The organism is Janthinobacterium sp. PLB04, assembly GCF_021165895.1.
In the GTDB taxonomy this organism is placed as follows: Bacteria; Pseudomonadota; Gammaproteobacteria; order Burkholderiales; family Burkholderiaceae_D; genus Janthinobacterium; species Janthinobacterium lividum.
Map to the genome: position 1 here is coordinate 888,520 of NZ_CP088968.1, position 20,646 is coordinate 909,165.

Annotated in this window: 15 protein-coding genes; 11 read left to right on the forward strand and 4 right to left on the reverse strand. The window is 63.5% G+C overall.

The features are described 5' to 3' along the window. The first annotated feature begins 36 nt into the window (after positions 1-36). The 8 genes from LSO07_RS03865 (at position 37) to LSO07_RS03900 (ending at position 9,748) form a co-directional block, all read left to right on the forward strand. A complete protein-coding gene (locus tag LSO07_RS03865) occupies positions 37-1,158 on the forward strand; it encodes a DUF3108 domain-containing protein (protein WP_225317169.1) in 1,122 nt (373 codons plus the stop codon). Continuing rightward, the gene (locus LSO07_RS03870; protein ID WP_070257724.1) at positions 1,159-1,923 is read left to right on the forward strand and encodes a DUF3108 domain-containing protein; all 765 of its coding nucleotides are present in this window, start codon (positions 1,159-1,161) and stop codon (positions 1,921-1,923) included. It begins immediately after the preceding gene. Between the two features lie 224 nt (positions 1,924-2,147). Beyond that, positions 2,148-3,518 (forward strand): hypothetical protein, encoded by a 1,371-nt coding sequence (locus tag LSO07_RS03875; protein ID WP_151093988.1) that lies wholly within the window; start codon positions 2,148-2,150, stop codon positions 3,516-3,518. Then, positions 3,511-4,257 carry a hypothetical protein gene (locus LSO07_RS03880; protein ID WP_070257725.1) on the forward strand — a complete coding sequence of 249 codons (747 nt, stop codon included), beginning with the start codon at positions 3,511-3,513 and terminating at the stop codon, positions 4,255-4,257. The genes LSO07_RS03875 and LSO07_RS03880 overlap by 8 nt, the downstream gene beginning before the upstream one ends. A gap of 8 nt (positions 4,258-4,265) precedes the next feature. Then, complete coding sequence (locus LSO07_RS03885; RefSeq protein ID WP_151092374.1) at positions 4,266-7,097, forward strand: ATP-binding protein; 2,832 nt, start codon at positions 4,266-4,268, stop codon at positions 7,095-7,097. Beyond that, positions 7,097-8,122 (forward strand): DUF4424 family protein, encoded by a 1,026-nt coding sequence (locus tag LSO07_RS03890; protein WP_191909573.1) that lies wholly within the window; start codon positions 7,097-7,099, stop codon positions 8,120-8,122. Before LSO07_RS03885 ends, LSO07_RS03890 begins: the two co-directional genes overlap by 1 nt. A gap of 149 nt (positions 8,123-8,271) precedes the next feature. Next, the gene (locus tag LSO07_RS03895; RefSeq protein WP_318526549.1) at positions 8,272-8,877 is read left to right on the forward strand and encodes a nucleotidyltransferase family protein; all 606 of its coding nucleotides are present in this window, start codon (positions 8,272-8,274) and stop codon (positions 8,875-8,877) included. Between the two features lie 61 nt (positions 8,878-8,938). Continuing rightward, a complete protein-coding gene (locus tag LSO07_RS03900) occupies positions 8,939-9,748 on the forward strand; it encodes a hypothetical protein (protein WP_151092378.1) in 810 nt (269 codons plus the stop codon). 9 nt (positions 9,749-9,757) lie between these two features. Here the strand turns inward: LSO07_RS03900 and LSO07_RS03905 are convergent, their stop codons facing one another. Next, positions 9,758-10,276, reverse strand: a complete 519-nt coding sequence (locus LSO07_RS03905) for a hypothetical protein (protein ID WP_034784345.1) — start codon at positions 10,274-10,276, stop codon at positions 9,758-9,760. A 188-nt stretch (positions 10,277-10,464) separates the two neighbouring features. Here LSO07_RS03905 and LSO07_RS03910 point away from each other — a divergent pair, with 188 nt between their 5' ends. From LSO07_RS03910 to LSO07_RS03920, 3 genes are read left to right on the forward strand one after another with little or no spacing between them, the layout of a single operon-like run. Continuing rightward, entirely contained in the window at positions 10,465-12,972 is a 2,508-nt protein-coding gene (locus LSO07_RS03910; RefSeq protein WP_225317170.1) for an alpha/beta hydrolase family protein, read from the forward strand. Between the two features lie 56 nt (positions 12,973-13,028). Next, positions 13,029-13,181 carry a hypothetical protein gene (locus LSO07_RS03915; protein ID WP_168208500.1) on the forward strand — a complete coding sequence of 51 codons (153 nt, stop codon included), beginning with the start codon at positions 13,029-13,031 and terminating at the stop codon, positions 13,179-13,181. A gap of 24 nt (positions 13,182-13,205) precedes the next feature. Further along, complete coding sequence (locus LSO07_RS03920; RefSeq protein WP_034753464.1) at positions 13,206-13,445, forward strand: hypothetical protein; 240 nt, start codon at positions 13,206-13,208, stop codon at positions 13,443-13,445. Positions 13,446-13,714: 269 nt separating this feature from the next. On the opposite strand, the gene LSO07_RS03925 is transcribed toward LSO07_RS03920, so the two are convergent. The 3 genes from LSO07_RS03925 to LSO07_RS03935 all read right to left on the reverse strand — a co-directional run bounded on the left by LSO07_RS03925 (position 13,715) and on the right by LSO07_RS03935 (position 20,560). Next, positions 13,715-13,981: a DUF6289 family protein gene (locus LSO07_RS03925; RefSeq protein WP_151092380.1), complete on the reverse strand. Its 267-nt coding sequence runs from the start codon at positions 13,979-13,981 to the stop codon at positions 13,715-13,717. A gap of 241 nt (positions 13,982-14,222) precedes the next feature. Then, a complete protein-coding gene (locus tag LSO07_RS03930; protein WP_151092382.1) occupies positions 14,223-18,647 on the reverse strand; it encodes a translocation/assembly module TamB domain-containing protein in 4,425 nt (1,474 codons plus the stop codon). Continuing rightward, entirely contained in the window at positions 18,647-20,560 is a 1,914-nt protein-coding gene (locus tag LSO07_RS03935) for an autotransporter assembly complex protein TamA (RefSeq protein ID WP_151092384.1), read from the reverse strand. Before LSO07_RS03935 ends, LSO07_RS03930 begins: the two co-directional genes overlap by 1 nt. Positions 20,561-20,646: the final 86 nt, after the last annotated feature.

Here is a 20,646-nt window from a genome sequence, read left to right on the forward strand (position 1 = left end):
AGCGGGAAGCGGGGCGGAAGCGTTACACTACGCCTCATGATGCCTGCTTCCTTCTTTTCGTCACCGCGCCGCCGTACCGTCATCTTTGTTGCGGTTATCGGCGCACTGCATTACGTGGCGCTGGAATGGCTGACCTCGCATGCCAGCATGGTGCCGCTGGGGCAGGATCATGCACAGGTGGTCAGCATGGCCTTGATCGCCGAGCCGATCCAGCCCCTGCCGGTGGCGCCGCCGCCACCGCCGCCCGAACTGCGGCCCGTGCCCAAGCCCAGGCCGCCGCCACCGCCGCCGCTGACGGAGCTGGCGTCGAGCGAAACGCCGCAGTTGACGGCGCCTGTCAGCGACGTGCCGGAAGGCCCGGCCACGACCGCGCCGGCCGCGGTGGCTGCGCCGGCCATCACGGCACCCGCACCGGCCGTGGCAGCGGCACCCGTGCCGGCCAGCGCGCCGCCGCCACCGCCCGTCGAGCAGGCACGGCACTACAAGACGAATGCGCCCGCGTCGGCCCAGTTCGACCTGCACGTGGACCGGCGCGATGCGGACGGCACCAAGTGGCAGGGCGTGGCCGCGATGGCGTGGGACAACCGGGGCGACGCGTATCAGCTGAAGCTGGAGGTGGGCTTGAGCATGCTGATCACGCGCATCAACCTGCTGGTGCTGACCAGCGAAGGCGTGATCGATGGCAGCGGCATCGTGCCCGTCACGGCCACGGAGAAACGCAAGGGCCGCGCGCAAACGGCCACGCATTTCAACCGCGACGCCAAGGCCATCACGTTTTCGGCCACGACGGCCACGGCGCCATGGCAGGAAGGGGTGCAAGACAAGGCCACGGTGCCGTTCCAGTTGGCCGCCATCGGCCGCGCCGACGTCAACCAGCTGGTGGGCAATATCGACATTCTCGTCGGCGAGGAAAAGGAAGCGACCGTGTTCCGCTTCCACCTGGTGGGCGAGGAAGAACTGGAGACCAAGATGGGGCGGCTGGTGACCTGGCATTTGCGCCGGCCGCCGAAGCCCGGCACGTATTCGTCGCAGCTCGATATCTGGCTGGCGCCATCGATGCAATGGTATCCGGTACAAATACGCAATACCGAAGCGAACGGGGCGCTGACCACGCAAACCGTGACCAAGATCTCCGTAAATGAATCAACAGGAAAATAAATGACCACTTTGACTACCTTGAAACGCATCCTGGCGGCCAGTCTGCTGGCCGCCACCCTGACGCCCGCCATGGCGGCGGACGAGCCCGTGGACCATCCCGTCATCAAACGTCCGTACAAGCTGGCGCCATCGGCCGACCTCGTGTATTCGATCAAGGCCAAGCAGCGCGGCATTGCGCTGTCGGGCGAATCGGTCAGCAACTGGCGCGCCGGCGACGGCAAGTACTCGCTGCTGGCCGAAACCAAGGCCGCCCTGTTCGGCAAGATCCTCGAGCAGCGCAGCGAAGGCACGGTCGACGATTTCGGCCTGGCGCCGGCGCAGTTCGTGGAAAAGCGTTTCCGCAAGGAAGCGGCCACCACCACCTTCAAGCGCGACAGCAAGACCATCGTCTTCAGCGAGGGCGATGACAGCTATCCGCTGAAAGGCGGCGAGCAGGACCGCAACAGCACCGTCTGGCAACTGGTCAGCGTGGCGCGCGCCGCGCCCGAAAAATTCACGCCCGGTTCGGAATGGAGCTTCTTCGTTGCCGGCCGCCACGACGCCGAACCGTGGACCTTCAAGGTCGTCAAGCAGGAGACCGTCGCCACCGGCCAGGGTCTGGTGGAGGCCGTGCACCTGGTCAAGGCGCCGCCGCCGGACAAGAAGGGCCAGCAAGTGGACCTGTGGCTGGCGCCGTCGCTGGAATGGTATCCGGTCAAGGTGACGTTCGCCGATGAAGACGGCGACTACGTCGAGCAAACCCTGCAAAAGATCGTCAAGAAGTAAGTGTTCACTAATGGTTTTGGGCCAGGCATGCCGTGTTTGGCCCCCCATTTCATCCTCCTGGCCCAGCACGGCGCACCGGCCGTGTTGCGCCGTGTCCGCACCGCCCCCTCCCATGCGCTAAATTGCATGTCAGAACTGATATACTGACGCCCCCGCCCCGCAGCGCCGCGTTAGCCCGCAGCGCCGCCCGCTGAACACTCATCCGGAAAAGAATGATTGATATAATGGCAAGTGCAGCCGTGGCTACGGATGCAAATCAGACAGAGCAAGAGCATCACGATTCCTTGCAGGCGCATTTCCAGCCCAATATTTCGGCCGACGAGATCGAGCAGGTATTTCACTTGAAGCGGGCGCAGCCCCTGCTGCAGGTGTTTACGGCCCTGTTCCATGGCGGTTTCGATGGCGTGCTGGTGCGTCTGCTGGTGTTGCGCGAACTCGCGTCCGATGCGGCCACGTCCGCCTATACGCGCGCCGATATCAACACGAAACTGGCGTATCTGTTGCCGGAAAGCCTGGAAACGGTCTTGCTGCGCCTGCGCTCGAACCAGTTGCTGGCCTGGGATGCGCAGCAGGGCGTGTACCGCGTGACGCCGATGGCGCGCAATGTGCTGTCCGCCATCGACAGCCTGCTGGGCCTGGGCCAGACGGAAGATGAAGCGGAAATGGGTTTCCTGCTGTCGCAGGTGGCGGGCGCGCAAGCCGTCGGCGGCGTGTCGGTCGAGCAACTTCAGCATTTGCTGGGGCGCCTGGTGGACTTGACGGAAGAATTCTCCGACGCCATCGCTTCCGGTTCCGAATTCCGTTTGCGCACGGCGCAGGCGAAGTGGAACATGGCGTGCGACTGGGTCGAGAAGGGTTCCGAGATTCTCGTGGCGATTACTTCCGACGAAAACGCGGACAGCGCCACGCACAAGGCGGCGCAGGCGATTGGCCGCGCACAAAGCAAATTGTTGAACATGCAAGGCATGTTTTCGCGCGCCCTGAACCAGATCGAGCGCCAGCGCGTGCACCTGGGCCAATCGGGCCTGTCGACCACGGACATCAAGCGCTGGCTCTTGCAGCATGACGACCTGGCCAGCCTGGCCGAGGGCGCCATCGACCAGCCCGTCGTACCGCTGTTCTCCACGCCGGCCGAAATGATCGACGTGGCGGAAACGGAACTGCTGTCCGAACGGGCGGCGGGCGTCATCAACACGGGCCTGCCCAGCGGCGAGGACGCGCCCACCACCATCAGCGACGGACCCGCCATGCAGCTTGAACTCGATGACTTGCTCGAACGCCTGTCGAACTTTGCCAGCCTGGGCAATTTCCCCAGCATCGGCGAAGAGGGGCCGAAATCGGTGCCCGTGCAGGACTCGCTGCTGCCGGCCAGCTTTGCCGTGGCCTCCTACCGCGCCTCGATGCTGCCGCTCCTGGGCGACGTGTCCGAAGCGAGCTTGCAGGGATCCACGGCCGAACTGGCCCGTCTGCCGATTACCTTTACACCGACCGACGAGATGGTCCAACTGACCGACCCCCACGTGGCGGCCATGTCGATCGCCTCGCTTTCACTGAATGTTTCACTTGATTTAGATAGCGGCACCGCCGATGAATGACGATTCCCAAATCCTGATTGCGCGCCTGCTCACGCATCAAACCCTGCGCCGCGACGACAAGCTCGTCAAGCGCGTGCTGTCCGACGAGCTGTTCCGCGCCGAGATCGATGCGCGCCTGCTGGCCTGCGGCCTGAAACTGCTCGACAACGTGTATGCCGACCATGTCACCCTGGCCCTGACGCGCACTATCGAGCCGAAGATCTTCGGCGCGCGCGACGTGTGGCAAAACAATAATTTCGGCCTGGCGCGCGATGGCGTGGCCTTGCTGGTGGTGCTGTGGGCGCAGATCATCCTGCCCAAGCGCGAACGCCAGGAAACGCACCAGCACGCGGACGACGACCAGAACGATATGTTCGGCACGGAAAAGCCGTTGCCGCGCGCGGAAGACGCGTCGATCGGCATTTCCTACAAGGCGCTGCTGTCCGACTTCGGCGACAAGCTGGGCAAGAAGACGCGCATGGACATGAACCTGGGCACCCTGGCCAAGCTGGGCTTTATCGAGCGGCGCGGTGATTTCATCCTGGAAGGTCCGCTGCTGGACCTGATGATGGACACGGACGTCTTGAAAGAGCGCATCATCAATGGCGCCCTGGCCGACGTGTTCAAGCGGGCACCGGCACGCCTGGTGGCCGTCAGCGGCGATTCACTGCTCGACGCCGACCTGGCAGACGACCTGTCCGCCGACATCGGCGACCTGCCTGACGCCGGCGACGAGCCCGCGTCCGACCTCCCTCACTGAAAGCGCCCATGTTTCATATCAAATCACTTGAACTGGTGCACTGGGATTACTGGCAGCGCATCAAGAATATTCCGCTCGACGCGAAGATCATCACCATCGCGGGGCAGAACGGTTCCGGCAAGACCACCTTGCTCGACGCCTTGCGCACCCTGTTCGGCCTCGATTGCTCGATGGGCCGCACGTATAAACACTATGCGCGCCACTCGGGCCAGCAGACGGCCTGGCTGCGCGCCGTGGTCGACAACAAGAACGTGGGCAAGCAGCTGTCGAACCGCCCGTTCCGCAGTTCCGGCTTCTTCAGCGACGATGAAGTGACCCTGTTTTGCCAGATCCAGAAGAACGGCGGCGACTGGAAGCGCCAGTATCTGATGCGTCCGGGTAATGTGCAGATCGAGGATATCACGGATGCCAACGACTGGCTGGGCGTGGAAAACTACCGCAAGCGCCTGGCCAATGCGGGCCTGTCGCCCGCCATGTCGAAAGTGCTGGCGCTGGAGCAGGGCGAGACGGACAAATTGTGCGAATACGCGCCGCGCCAGCTGCTCGACCTGGTGTTCCAGGTGTTTGGCGACAAGGAAGTGCTGGACGCCTACGACGAAGCCAAGCGCCACCAGCGCGATACGGAAGTGGAGCTGAAACGCTTCGAGACGGAACTCGAGGCGTCGAAAACCAACCTGGAAGGCTTGCGCCTGCGCGTGGCCAATTATCACCAGTGGGAAGGCTTGCACAAGGAACGCCGCAACCTGCTGGAAGAAGTGCTGCCCAGCTTGCAGTACCACGAGGCGCGCGAAAAGGCGGCCATCGCCAGCCGGCAATTGCGCGATGCGCGCAAACCGATGGCGCAGGCCGACCAGCAGCTGACGGAGAAACGCAATGCGCTGGCCGCGCAAGCGAAGGCCCTGTCCGACGCACAGATGAACGAGACCCTGCTGGAGCAGGAATCCATTGGTCTGCAGAGCCGTTTGTCCCTGATCAATGCGAAACTGAAACCCCTGGACAGCCTGCTGGAACAGAAAGACCGTCTGCACAAGCTGGCGGCCGACTCGGGCAGCGACATCGCCGAAGTGGCGGCCCAGCTGGAACAGAAGGAAGCGGAATTGCTGCGCCAGCGCCAGCAGCGCGACGCCCTGTCGGCCCGTATCGCGGCTGAGCAGGCGACGATTGCCGCGCTGCAAGGCAAGACGGCCATGCCGGAGCCGGATAATGTGCGCGGCATGCGCCGCGCGCTGCGCGACGCGGGGATCAGCCACGCCATGCTGTCGGATATCGTCGAAGTGACGGACAGCCGCTGGCAGGGCGCCGTCGAAGGCGTGCTGGGCGGTTACGCCTCGGTGGTTCTGCTGGACAAGGCCAAGGATGCGGCTACCGCCTACCGCCTGGCCGAGAAGGAACGCTATCGCCACTTCATCGTGCCCGACCTGGTCACGGCGCCCGTCGCAAAAGACGAAAGCCTGCTGGCCGTGGTGAAATTTTCCGCGCCCGTGCCCAGCTGGCTGATCGAGCAGCTGTCGCGCATTTCCCGCGTCGACTCCGTTGAAGCGGGTTTCAAGCTGGGCAACCACGAAGAGTGGATCACGCCCGAGGCGTATCACCGCGAACGCCGCGGCGGCCGCTCGCTGTTCGTGGAAGCGTCGCGCTACCGCTTCGGCCAGGCTGGCCGCAGCGGCCGCCTGGAAGCGCTGCTGCGCTCCTTGCCTGGCCTGGAAGGCCAGGAAGACACCTTGACCCTGGCGATCTCGAAACTGGCGGCCGAAGTGGGCGCCTTGAAAGCGCGCATCGCCGGCGTCGACGCGGCCAAGGAACTCAGTGCGCGCCAGGAAGAATTCGCCGAAGCGCTGCGCAATTCGAAGCCGCTGAAGGAAGAGCGCCTGGAAGTGGGCGGCCGCCTGGGCGAGTTGCAGAACCTCACCAAGAACGCCACCGTGGCGCGCACGCGTGCCGATACCGTGTGGCAAAACGCGCGCCTGGCACTGTCTGAAGCGGAAGCCGGTTCGCGCCTCGGTTACAAGAAGCAGATCGAACAGCGCGCCGAGCATGCGCGCGCCTTGCTGGCCCTGCGCCATGCATGGCGCCACTTGCCGAAAAGCTGGCGCCGTCCCGCACGCCGCGCTGCCCTTGTGGCCGAGCACCAGAATGCGCACCAGGTCGATCTGCGCGTGGCCAGCCTGCAAAACAGCCTGGCGCGCGACGACTGGGAACTCGACGCCACCGTCATCGACCAGCATCACCGCCTGTCGGACCAGCTGCATGGCCGCCAGTCGGAGACGGACGAGCGCCGCTACCAGAACAACCGGGCCATCGAAGCGACGGGCAATGCCCGCGGCGCCTACATGGAGCGCTTGCGCTACACCATCAAGACGTACAGCAAGAACATCAAGGAGCTGGGCGAACTGGCCGGCATCGAAGTGCATGCCGACCCCGTGCGCCTGGAAAACGACGATGTGCAGCTGTCGCAGGCGGGCTTGCATGTGCGCTTCAAGTTCGATGGCAAGGGCGTGATCGGTATGAATGACGGCGAAGCGTCGGGCGGCCAGCAGGTGATGAAGTCGCTGGTGCTGTTGATCGGCTTGCTGAAATCGGAAGACGGTTCCGGCGGCTTCGTCTTCATCGACGAACCGTTTGCCCACCTCGATATCCGCAACATTCAATTGGTCGGCGAGTTCCTGAAAAACACGGAAGCGCAATACCTGATGACGACGCCGTTGACGCACAACACGGATGTCTACGATCCGTCGGAGCTGACCTTAATCACCAGCAAGAAGAAAAAGGATACCCAATGGGCACAACCGATTTTCGTGCTGCAGCGCAGGGTCGATCCCGTCTCGGGCAAGGCGGCGTGATGCTGGTGCACACCTTGCTGGCATCTGCCGCGCTGGCGCTGGCGTGTTCGGCGCCGGCAATGGCCAACGACGGCATCGGCTCGGTCGGTACCGGCGGCATTATCGTCGGCAAGAGCGACGCCGTGGCCATGAAAAAGGAGGTGCTGACGGTCAGCCCGGACTTGATCAAGGTCGAGTACGAGTTTCTCAACGAATCGAAAAGCGATGTGGAAGAGACCATCATCTTTCCGCTGCCTGCCTACGAGGCCGGCTACCACCAGTCGCCCACGTATTACGGCCAGCCGCAGCAGTTCTCGATCGAGGTCGATGGCAAGCGCAAGGATTACCAGACCGTGCTGGTCGCCAAACTCGACGGCCGTGACGTGACGGCGCGCCTGGCGCAGCTTGGCCTGTCGGACGCGCAAGTCGCTTATTTTCCGTCGTTCAGCCCGTTCGAAAAAAAGGTGGCGCCCTTGAGCGCCGCGCAGCAAAAAGCCATGATCGCCGAAGGCTTGCTGGCCAAGCTGTCCGAAGACGAAGAATGGGTGCCGGCCTGGTCCGTGACCGTGGTTTACCAGTGGCGGCAGAAATTCCCTGCTGGAAAAACGGTGCGCGTGCGCCATCAATATGCGCCTTTCGTGGCCGCCGGCCCCGGTGCCTCCTACTTGGGCGACGGCAAGGAGTTTGAGCAAAAGTATTGTGGCGACAAGGCTTTCTACAAGACGTGGAACCGCCTGGCGGCGCAACAAGGCGAGAGCGGCTTCGTCAATGCCAAATGGGTCTCGTACATCTTGAAGACGGGCAACACCTGGAAGAATGGCATCGAAGACTTTACCTTGAACCTGGTCAAGGGCAAGCCGGATGAGCTGATCAGCCTGTGCTTTCCCGGCACGTTCACCAAGATCAATCCCACCACCTTGCAAGTCAAGCTGCGCAACTTCCGCCCGCAGCAGGATCTGAACGTATATTTCGGCAATGTCGAGAATGGCAGCGGGAATACGGGCGAGGCGCCTGCGTTGCGTAGCAATTACTTGCTGACGAAATAGAAAGACCGCGCCTTGGAAACTGCTGCTCTTCAGCACCCACTGTGTAGACTGTTCCCGGGTGCGCTGCTTGCCGTGCCCGCCGCCCGGGCCGACAGTGATGCCGCTTCCAGCAAGCCGGCGCGCGCCTGGACGCGATCCTGGACCCACGCGTGAGTACGCAGCCGGCACTGGCAGCGCGGCTGCGCGCCATCGTCAGGAGCACGCCATGGTGCATGCAGGCCCTGCACGCCGTGGCGCAGCTGGGCTTGCCTGACTGCTGCATCGGCGCCGGCGCCGTGCGCAACCTCGTGTGGGACGCCTTGCACGGCTATGCGCATTCATCGGCATTGAGCGATGTCGACGTGGCGTATTTCGATGCGCATGATTCAAGCCCGGAAAGCGAAACGCAGCTGCGCCAGCGCCTGGCCACCTTGCTACCGGGCGTGCCGTGGGAGGTGTGCAACCAGGCCAGGGTGCACCTGTGGTTCGAAGACGAGTTTGGCTACGCCGTGCCGCCCCTGCTGTCGCTCGACGACGCCATCGCTACCTGGCCCGAGTTTGCCACCTCGGTTGGCATCTATCTGCAGCCTGACGGCGAGATCGGCATCGTCGCGCCGCATGGCCTCGATGACCTGTTCAATATGGTGGTGCGGCGCAACCCGGCGCGCATCAGCCTGGATGGCTATGCGCAGCGGCTGGCCAGCAAGGACTATGCGGCGCGCTGGCCGCGCGTCACCATCATCTCCCAAGCAAATGATGGTGTAAAACGCAATTAAATGCACTATGGATACAGATTGCCTATAATTACCAATTATCCAATAGTATTCTTCTGATCTGATGTCCCTATCGATTTCCCCGCCGCTGCGCCGCATCGGCCGCTTGTTCTGCCTTTCCTCCGCCCTCGTGGCGCCCGCCGCCTGGGCCGACAGCTATACCGATTTCCAGCAAGCCAGCGCGCGCCTGGAAGCGATGATGGCCAAGGCGACGCCACAAGGCGGCTTGCCGCGCCTGGGCGACCCTGACGTGGCAGCGTTGTTTGCCCGGATGACCGATGCGCCGCGCCTGTTCCAGGCGCCCGTCGCGGCGCTGCAGGACATGAACCAGAGCGTGGCCCTGTGCGAGCGGGCCACCAACGTGGGCAAGGCCTATTACCAATTTGGCCTCGCGCTGCCGCTGCCGCTGTCGGGCGCCGAATTGCAGCAGGCGCGCAAGGAGCAAGTGACGCAGAACCTGGCCAATTATGGCGATGAAATGAGCACCATGTTCGCCTTTGGCCTGCATTGCCATGCGCACTTGATCCGTCTAATGGAGCAGGAATTCAGTCACCAGCCGGGGCAGGAGGTGAGCGGGGCCGAGCGCATGCGCGCGCGCGCCTTCAGCAAGGGATCGAGCACGGCTTACTCCGGCGTGGTGCAGTTCGTGCAGGTGGCGTTCTGGAACGTGGCGCAAAAGAAAATGATGCTGGAAGCGGCCGCGCAGCACGCCACGGCGAACGCGGGCCTTATGCCGCCGCCCTTGCGCGAGCGTCTGCTGAACAGCCTGGCGGATGCTGACAAGGATCTTGATCCGGCCCTGGCGCCGGCGCTGGCGACGATCCGCCAGGCGCTGTCGGTGACGACGTGTACCGGCCTGTGCCAGTACTATTGACGGGATGACTTACTCGGGCGCCTGCAGCGGCTGGTTGCGCTGGCGCCAGCGCACGAGGCCCCACGCATACACGGCGTAGTAGCCGATGACGAGGCCGTAGGCGGCCATGGTCAGCGCGCTCTGGCCAAACGGTGGCGGCGGCACCGGCACGTCGAGGCGCGAGTTCAGGTAGATTTGCATGCCGCGGTACAGCAAGCGGGCGATGAACAGCATCGTGATGGTCAGGCCCAGGTAGCGGTGCTGGGTAAAGAAAAAGTCCTTGCCGACGTGTTCGAAGCGCGTCAGCTTCAAGCCCAGCACGCCCAGCCAGCCGCCGGCCAGGGCAGCGGCGCCCAGGCTGGACAGGGGCAGGACGTCGAATTTCGTCGTCGTCGCCAGGAACAGCAGCAGCGCGGGAAACGCGATCGCCACGGTCCAGTGCCGCCACAGCTGCGATTTCTGGCGCGCCACCAGTTTTTTCAGGCGCGAATAAATGCGCCAGACCAGCAGCGGGACCAGTAACAGCAGGGCGAGGGTGGTGGTTTCCATGTATGCAATCGGGTACGGGTAAAACAGCGATTGTAAGCCAGATGGGGACGGGCGACGATGCTTGTCAAACGGCAAAGTTGCATGTTGACATTTTTATGGCATGAACGCACTATGCCCTGTCACAAAGCGCCGCCATGAGCGGTGCGGTGCGCTCGCTTGTTGTCACCACCTTCATACACTGGAGTTCCATGTCTACTCGTTTGCCTTTGCTGCCCATCACTGTCGGCCTGATGGCCTCGTCTTCCCTGGCCATGGCGCAAGATGGTGCCTATCAAGCCCCGCCAGCGCCCTTGCAAGCCATCGTCGATGCGCCGCGTGCGCCGACCCTGAGCCTGAGCCCGAAACGCAACCTGGCCGCCGTGCTGCCTACGCCATCCTTGCCCAGCATTAGCGAAGTGGCGCAGCCGGAACTGAAGCTGGCCGGCTTGCGCATCAATCCGCGCACGTATTCGGCCAGCCGTTTCAGTTTTCACACGGGACTGGGCTTGCTCGACATCGATACGCAGAAGGAAATCAAGGTCAGCGGCTTGCCGGCCGCACCCCGCATCGCCGACCTGGCCTGGTCGCCCGACCAGCGCTACCTGGCGTTTACGCACGTCGCCTTTGCCGATCCTGCCAAGGGCGTGAAGGAATCGGGCGTGGAACTGTGGTTGCTCGACGTGCAGACGAAAGCGGCGCGCAAGCTGGCCAGCCAGCCTTTGTCGGCCGTGTATGGTCGCGGCTTTTCCTGGATGCCGGACAGCAAGACCTTGCTGGTGCAGTTGAAGCCGGCCAAGCTGGGTGCGGCGCCCGTGGCGAGCGGCATCCCGACGGGCCCGTCCATCCAGGACAGCGTGCCGGGTGGTGGCGTCAAGCAATTGCGCACCTATCCCGACCTGCTGAAAAACGAACAGGATGCGCAGCTGTTCGAACATTACATTACCGTCCAGCTGGCCTTGCTGGACGTGGCGGGCAAGCAGCGCCTCGTGGGCCAGCCCGGCCAGTTCTCGCGCGTGTCGGCCTCGCCCGATGGCAAGCATCTGTTGACGACCAGCATCGTGCGTCCGTATTCCTATATCGTGCCGGCGCATGACTTCGGCCACAAGATCGACGTGCGCGACCTGAATGGCAAGGTGGTGCATGCGCTGGCAGCCCTGCCGCTGGAAGAAGGGCTGCCGCCAGGTAATGATGCCGTGTCCGCCGGCGTGCGCTCCGTCAGCTGGCGCGTCGATGCGCCCGCCACCCTGGTGTGGGCCGAAGCGCAGGATGGCGGCGATCCGGCCAAGGTGGTCGAGATCCGCGACATCGTCTACACGCAGGCGGCGCCGTTCACCGCCAAGCCGGCCGTGCTGGCCAGGCTGGCTTCGCGCTATGCGGGCGTGGCCTGGGGCCGTGGCGACCTGGCCCTGCTCAGCGAAGCGTGGTACAAGACGCGCGCCGTCAAGCAGTGGCGTATCCAGCCGGACCAGCCATCCGCCGTGGCGGGCACACCTGGCGACCTCGTGTACGCCGGTTCCTTCGAAGACCGCTACAACGATCCGGGCCAGCCCGTCATGCGCGCCGACGCTGCCGGCTTGCCGCGTTTGCTCATCGCCGCCGATGGCTCCATCCTGCTCGACGGCCAGGGCGCCTCGAAGGAAGGCGACCGTCCCTTCATCGACCGCCTGAACCTGGCGACGAAACAGAAGGAGCGCCTGTTCCAGAGCGCCGCGCCGTATTATGAAAACGTGGTAGCCGTGCTGGACGAGGATGGCAGCCGGCTGCTGTCCACCCGCGAATCGCCGACCGAGCAGCCGAATTATTATGTGCGCAACCTGAAACAGCAGGGCGCCGCGCAATTGACGGCCCTCACGCATTTCCCCCATCCGCTGCCGCAATTGAAGGACGTGCAGAAAGAGTTGATCCGCTACAAGCGCGCCGACGGCGTGGACTTGACGGCCACCCTGATGCTGCCGCCGAACTACGACGTCAAGCGTGACGGCCCGCTGCCGACCCTGATGTGGGCGTACCCGCAGGAATTCAAGACGGCCAGCGCCGCCAGCCAGACCAAGGGTTCGCCGTACAAATTCAACGCTGTCAGCTACTGGGGCCCGGCCGCCTTTCTTTCCATGGGCTACGCCGTGCTCGACAATCCATCGTTCCCCATCGTCGGCAATGGCGAGCAGGAACCGAACGACACGTATCTGCCGCAACTGGTGGCCGACGCCGAGGCGGCCGTCGACGAGGTGGTGCGCCGTGGCGTGTCCGACCGCAACCGCATCGCCATCGGCGGCCACTCGTATGGCGCCTTCATGACGGGCAATTTGTTGGCGCACACGCGTCTGTTCCGCGCCGGCATCGCCCGCAGCGGCGCCTACAACCGCACCCTGACGCCGTTCGGCTTCCAGGCGGAAGAACGCTCGTTCTGGCAGGCACCGGCCGTCTACCAAGCCATGTCGCCATTTAATTATGCGGACAAGATCAAGGATGCGCTGCTGATGATCCATGGCGAGCAGGACAACAACTCGGGCACATTCCCGATCCAGAGCGAGCGCATGTTCCAGGCCGTCAAGGGACTGGGCGGCACGGCGCGCCTGGTGATGCTGCCGAACGAGAGCCACGGCTACCGCGCGCGCGAATCGATCATGCAGATGCTGTATGAAAGCAACAACTGGCTGGAGAAATATGTGAAGAACGCGGCACCACCGGCCGCCGACCTCAAGCCGGCAGGCAAATAAGGGCAGCGGCGGGCATCTCGTGGTATGGTCTTCTTTTGTCTGCAGGGAGGCCAGCCATGTCAGTCATCCATGCCCACCGCGCGCCCGACCCGGCGCCCGTCGATGAACCCATGCCGGCGCCGGAGCCGCAAGAAGCGCCCGGGCATCATCCGGGGCCCGTGCATCCGGTGCCGCAGGACGATCCCGTGCCGCACCCGCATCCCAGTTAATCTCGTCAAGAAAGGCTGTTTTAGATGGCAATTGTCAAGGAAGTCTACACACGCAAAGTCAGCGGAGAATCGTTCGACTATGAACTCGATTACACCCAGGGCGCGGACGTGGCCTGGATTGCGCGCGTGTACCACGACGGCGTGCTGAAAGGCTCGCCGCACGGCGCGCTGACGGCCAACGTGCTGTCCGGCCCCGCGCTGGAACAATATTTGCGCGCGTACGTCGAAGGCATGATCGAGCGCGGGCTCGACGTGGCCGAGTAAGCCGTTGGCGTCCTTTGCCGCAAGAGTGCGGCATGCACCCGCCCCATCATTCCCGGCGATATGGACGCGAAAATCCGGCCCTCATCGCGCTCCTGGAATGTATTTTTAAAAGTTCTGGAAAGATAAAGCCCGCATTGCGGGCTTTATTTTCGGAACAACATGACATTTCCAGGGTCTGGTGCTCATGTTTTTAAAAGTGCAATATTCATGAATGCCAAATACATGCTGCTCCGCGCTTCACAATATTCTATTATTTATGCGCAAAGATTTTATGGGTAGCCGTGGCCAGTTCCTGGCAATTCCGGTCCGGTGGATGAGCATGGCATTTGCATGTCTTCCAAGCGGTACGGTGTTTGTTCGCCCCAATAAATCATCCTGCCCGAGCAGGTGAACTCTGCACCGCCTACATGATCCGAGTACGATGGATCGGAATAGTAGGAATAAGTGATGGAATACATCGGCCGGGCGTAGGCCGCGGCGGCAACTAGCAATGTTGCAAGTGTAGCGGCAAAAGCAATTTTCTTTTTGGTTTTCATCTATTTTCCTTCATTATAAAATTCAAAAAAATATATCCCCATAAATTTGCTGCGAGTTGATTGTATCTTAATAATTTAATTCTTTATCGTAATTTTTCGGTATTCTTGGTTTCGCCAATTTCGCCATTGTTTGTTTTTACGCCTATGCGTTTCGTTATTGGCCATCGATAAAAAAATGCCGCTCAGTTTGCACTGAGCGGCATTGATTACCGGCGGTCCGTATTTCCGAGTGGTCTGACGATCAATCGAACGCCCACGTGTACAGCACGTCGAGCGCATTGTTCGTGCCAGTCTGGAATTGCAGGGTGATGCGGCGGTTCAGCTTGTAGCGCAGCTTGACCAGGCTCGTCGCCGTGCTCGTGCCTTGCTCGAACGTCAGGTAGGCGCGCGAGGACAGGCGCTTGCCGACGGTGACGACCGTGCTTTCCAGCCCTTGCGCCTGCGACAGGCCCACTTCATCGAGTCCCAGCGAACTGGCCAGCTTGCCCTGCAAGCCGCCGCCGGAGCCGCCGAAGAGGGCGCCTGCAGCCGTCGTCAAGAGGGCCATTTCATCGCCGGCCGCCGTTTCCGCGCCGTGGCCCAGGATCAGCCAGGCCAGCTTGTCGCTGTCCGACACGCTTGGCGTGGAGACAAGCTTGGCCGTCGGCGCCTGGGCCGTGCCGCGCACTTCCACGCCCGCTTCCACATTCGTTTCCGACAAGGCTTCGCCCTCGGGGCGCTTGCGCACGGCGAGGATGTTCAGGGACGGGTTGTCGTAGGCGCCCGTGAAGGCGATCAAGCCCCGTTCGATGGCCAGTTTCTGCCCATACGCCGCATACAGGCCATTGACGACCCGGATGCTGCCCGTCACGCGCGGCGCGGCGCGGTTGATGACCCTGGCGCGCACATTGCCCGCCAGGTCCGCATCGATGCCCATGCCGCGCAGGTGGAAGGCATTGCCCAGGTCGAACTCGAGGTCGATATTCAGGGGGAGCGAAGGCGCTTCCTTGCCGCCCTTCACTTCCTTGCCCAGCACCACCACGTCGCTGCTTTGCGTCGGCGTGTCTTGCGGCGCCAGCTCGATCAGCGCGCGGTTGGCCTTGAACTTGCCCTCAAAGCTGAAGCGCTTGTCGTTGCGCACCAGGGTGCTGTTGCCCGACAGGATCAAGGTACGGTCGGGGCGCGACAGCGCCTGCAGGCGGTCGGCCATCAGTTTCAGTTCCAGGCTCGCTTCGCCATTCGCAAAGCGTACCCAGCCATCTGCCTGCACCTTGCCATCGCCGCCGTCAAAGCTCAGGCGCTGCAATTGCAATTGATCGCCGGCCAGCTTGGCTTGCAGTACGCCATTGCGCAACTTCAAGCCCTGGTCGGCCCAGTTCACCAGCAGCTTGCTGCCGTTGATGTCGCCATTCAATTGCGGCGTGCCGATGGTGCCGCTGCCGGCCAGCGCGATTTTCAAGGCGCCGCCCAGTTCCAGGCCCGGCTGGCCCGTCAGCGGCGCCAGCCACGCCAGCGAATCGATGCTGGTCGTGCCCGTCAGCGAGAGGGCGCTGTCGTTGCTGATGCGCCCGCCCAGCATTTGCACGGTGGCATTGATGTCGCTCTGGCCCGCGCGTGCGCCATCGAGTTTCACGGCCAGGCGCAGCTGCTGGTTGGCCACGTCGATGCGCGCATCGAGGGTGCGCAAGCCCAGCGCCAGCGGCTGTTCCACGCCTACCGTCACGTCGCCTTTTTCGCGGTAGATATGCAGCATGCCGGCCAGGGACGGATCTTTCTGCTTGGCCGTCGGCACCTGCATGTCGAGCGACCACTGCGCGCCCAGGGTCAGGTCGCTGCGCGCATTGGCCTGCAGCGCGGGGATCACTTGCGCCAGGTAGGTCAGCGCCACGCCTGCCGCCTGGCCGGAACTGGTCCAGCGGGGGCCGTTCTTGACCAGGTTTTGCATGGTGATGCTGCCTGCTGGCAATTTGATGACAGTGTTGCCCACGCTGATCTGCTCGGGCTGACCGAGGCCCGCCACGCCGCTGCCGGCAGGACCGGCCACCTTGACGGGCACGGGCGCTTGCAGCACCAGCGCATAGCGGCCCTTGTTTTGCAGGCTGTCGATGGTGCCCGTCCAGCCGGCGCCGCTCTGGCTGCCACGGACTTGCACGGTGGCGTCGAAATCGTCGTTGCGCGCCGCCAAACTCACCGTATGGCTGCCGCGCGTGCCCGTCGTGCCCAGGCGGGCGCTGGCCAGCTTGAAGGTGGGCGTGCTGTAGCCCGTGATGTCCAGGCTGCTGACCATGGGGTCGAGCGCGCCCTGGCCGGCGCCCACGCTGGCGCTGCCTTTGATGGATTTCAGTTGCTGGTCGCCAAAGAAGGTCAGGTCACGGCCGTCGAGCGTCAGTTGCGCGGCGGGCGCGTCCATCTTGCCGCTGACGGAGCCGGCTGCCTGCAGCACGCCGGCAAAGCGCGGACCCAGGGTCGACAGTTGCGGCGCATCGAGTTTCCACGTCAGCTTGTCGGTGGCGCCGCCCAGCGCGCCCTTGGCCAGCAGGCTGTTCGGTCCCAGGCGCAGTTCCGTATCCACGCTGTCGATGCGTTTCGCGTTGGCCGACAGCTTGGCGTAGCCGGCCAGCGGAGCGTTTTGCAGGGTCGATTCGCGCAGGGCCAGGTTGAGGGCCACTTGCCAGTCGCCGCTCAGGCGGCCGTTGCCGTTGAAATCCGCATTGACGTTGCCGTTGGGCAGTGATGCGCCAAACGCGGCTGGGTTGATCTTTTGCAAGGAACCCGTCATTTTCAGTTCCGCTTCCTTTTTCGGTCCCGTCAAGCCCACGTCGCCGCTGGCGTGGATGGCGCTGTCCGGCGCAGGGCGCTTGCCGCTGGTGAAACCCAGTCCTTTTGCATCGGCAACAAAGCTCGTGCGCGGCTGCTGCAGGGTGCCTTGCACCACGCCGCTGGCCAGCACGGTGCCCAGCAAATCGCCCTGCAGGGCGGAAAGTTGCCGTGCATCGACATTCCAGTTCAGCTTTTCGCCGGCGCCGCCAAAGTTGCCCTTGGCCGTGACGTTGTTCTTGCCCAGCGCCAATTGCACGTCGATGCCGCTGAAGTGGGCCGCATCGGCCGTCAGCTTGCCCTTGCCCGACAGGGGCTGGTCGAGCAGCTTGCTGGGGCGTACGGTGAAGTCCGCATTCGCCAGCCACTGGGGCGCCACGTGACCATTGGCGCGCACGTCGAGGTTCAGGTCGGCCACGGGGAAGGCGCCGAAGTCGGCGGGATTGAGGCGGCTGGCATTGGCCACGGTCTTGAAGGGCTGATCGTCCTTCAGGCTGATCTGGCCCGTCGCATTCACGCTGCTTTTGCCTGCTTGCAAGGTTGCCTTGCGCAATTGCACGAGCGAGTCGGCCAGGGTGGCTTCCACGTCCAGGCGCAGCTTGGCTTCGCCCAGCTTGGCGCGCAGGGTCTGCGTCTTGCCATCGCTGTCGAGCACGATGTCGCCGACGATCTTCGTGCTGTTGATGCTGCTGTAAATGTGTTGCAAGTCGATCTTGTCGGTGTGCAAGGTCAGCTGCGCGTTGCCGATGGGGCCGTCGACGGCGTCGCGGTTGAGCTTGCCGCTACCCGTGAATTTGCCCGCGTTGCCGAAATCGATGATGGCCGACTCGAGCGTGGTGGCCGTCAGGGTGCCGCCCAGGCGCGCCTCGAACTGGCGCAGCGGCAGCTTTTGCTGGTCGATGGGGCCGGGCGTGGCGTGGTTGAGGATGGCCAGCTTGCCCGACACGGTTTGCGCGTTGGGCCGCGTATCGATGGCGGCATCGAGTTCCAGGCTCAGGTCCGCCTGCGGCAGGGTCGCGTCGAACTTGCCCGGATTGATGTTGCGGCCTTTGATGCTGGCCGAGCGCAGGATGATGACAGGGTCGAACGGCGCCAGCGCCAGCTGGGCGTCGGCCGTGGCCGCGCCCGCGCTGCCCTTGGCCGTCACGTTCAGCACATTCAGGTCGCCGCCCAGTTGCAAGGCGAGGGCGGCGGGTTTTTCACCGGCGGCGGGGGTGAGCTGCGTCAAGCCGGCCTTGCCTGACAGTTTGAACGGTTGTGTGGCGGCAATCGTCGCGCTGGCCGTGGCCTGGCCGAAGGGCGTCAGGGCCGAAGCGTCTTCCAGCTGCCATTGCGTCTTGTCGCCCGACAGGCTGAAATGGATCTTTTCAAACACCGTGTTGCCGCCCGCGCTCACCAGGGTCACCTTGTCCAGGCGCGCGTCGGCAATGCCGATCTTGAAGGGCGAGGCCAGGCTGGCAGGCATGGTCGATGGTTCTTCGGACGGCGCCGTGCTTTCCACGGACAGGCTGGCCACGTGCAGTTCGCTGATGGCGATGCCTTCCGAGAAGAACTGGAATGGCGACCAGTTGATATCGATGTTGTCGGCCGTGATGTGCTGCGTCTTGCTGCGGTAGCTGACGTGGCCCAGGTGCATGCGGTTGTACAGCGAGCCGGACACGCCCGACACTTCGATTTCGCCGCCGCTGGCGCTGGCCACTTTTTGCACCAGCATCTGCAAGGTCGATTCGCGGCCCAGGAACCAGAAGGCGCCGCCCAGCAGCACGGCCAGACTGGCGACGGCGATCAGCACATAGCGCACCCAGCGGCGCGGTTTTTTCGCCGGCGGTGGCGGCGCGGCGTCGTGGGACTCGGTAGTAATATCGGACATCAGAAAGTGAATCCCAGAGAGAAGTGCAAACGGTAGGCGTGGACGGCGTGGCCATACGCCACGTCGACATTGATGGGGCCGACGGGGCTCTTGTAGCGCCCGCCCAGGCCATAGCCCGATTTCGGCGTCATGGCCGCTTTCACGGTATCGGCCGCGTTGCCGGCGTCATAGAAGGCGGCGACGGCCCACTTCGGTTTGAACCAGTACTGGTATTCGGCGCTGCCGGTGAGCATGTAGCGACCACCGATGGTGGCGTCGCCTTCCTTGACGCCCAGTTCCTGGTAGGCATAGCCGCGCACCGACTGGTCGCCGCCCGCGCGGAACAGGTAGACGGCCGGCACGCCGCGTTTTTCCTTCGAGCCCAGCGCGCCCATTTCGCCGCGCACGATCAGTTCGCCTTTTTCACCGAGCGGACGGTAATACACGGCCTTGCCGGCCACGCGCACGAAGCGCTCGTCCGTCAGCACGGGCAGCAGGGCACCGCCCACCTGGGCGTTGATGACATAGCCCTTGGTGGGGAACAGCAGGCTGTCGAGGCTGCGCTTGGTGATGGCATAGGTCAGCGGCAAGCTCTTGCTGCGCGTCTGTTCCAGGCCGACGACGGTCTTGTCTTCGCTGAGGAACTCGAACGTCAGGCTGCGCTCGAGGTTGGTGCCACCCCAGTTGCGCTTGGCCGAGATGGTGGTGACGGCCGTGATTTCGTTGGAAATGTCGCTGCGCTCGAACGAGGCGCCCGCGCTGTCGTTGTAGCCGCGTTCGGTCGTTGGAAAGTAAAAATTGGCGTGCGCCGCCTGTTTCTTCGTTTCCATGGTGATCGCGCTCTTGAAGCGCGTGCCCCACACGTTCAGATTGTCATAGTTGAGCTGGGCGCGATTCCCCGTGTTCGTACTGAAACCGAGACCGGCGCTGACGTTCTGCTGCTTGTTTTCCGTCACGCGTACCACCAGCGGCAGCAGCGGCGCGGGGCCGCGGTTGGCCGGCTTGGCTTCGGCGGCGGCGCTGGCACCTTCGACCTCGGCTTGCTGGCTTTCCTGACCTGCTTCGATCTGCTCGTTGAGGATGCTGCTCATGTCGGCGCTCACTTCCACGCTGGCAAAATAGCCCGTGTCCTGCAGGCGCGCCTGGAACGATTGCAGCGCCGATTCGCTGTAGTATTCGCCGGGACGTATCTTGTCGAGGTTGCGGATGATGCTGGCATCGTAGCGTTTCAAGCCTTCGATGCGCAGCTCGCCGAAGCGCAGCTCGGGGCCGCTGTCGAGCACCACCAGCAGCGAGACTTTATGCGTTTCCGGGTCGACCACGGCTTGCGTATCGACCAGCTGGGCGCGCGGGTAGCGCGTTTGCACCACTTCGCGCAGCAGGGCGCGCTTGGCCGATTCCCAGTCGGCCTGGCGAAACACGCTGCCCGTTTTCAAGGACCAGCTGCGCTTCAGGGCTTCCGTATCGTAGGGTTCGCTGGCGGCCAGCGGCGGCGTGGGGTCGAAGCCGCGCAATTCCAGCTCGACCTTGTCGATGGTCACCGGCTGGCCCGGGTCAAGGTCGACGATGACGACGGGTTTGGCGCCCGTCGTATCGACGCGCACCGTGACGACGGGCGTGTAATAGCCGGCCGTGGCGACGAGGTTTTTGGCTTGCTCGGGCGTATCGCGCACGAGGCGCTGCAATTGCTCGCGGTCCATGCGCGGGTTGCCGCGGAAGCGTTCCAGATCCAGGTTTTTTTCGAGCAACTCATCGAGGTCGCCCGGTGCGTTGACCTTGACCTCGTACTGCAGCGGGGCGGGCGCCGCTTCCGTGGCAGGGGTGCCGGCGGCCGCGTCTTGCGGACGCTCTTGCGTTTCCTCCTGTGCGCGCGCCTGGACGGCCGGGCATGCCAGGATGACACTGCCGGCGGCCGCCAGTGTCAGTTGACCCATTACTTTTGTCACTACTTGTGCCAAAATCCGTGGTCGTATCGCCTTGCCGGCAGCCGTATGCCGTATGGGTCGTGCAGAAAACATGG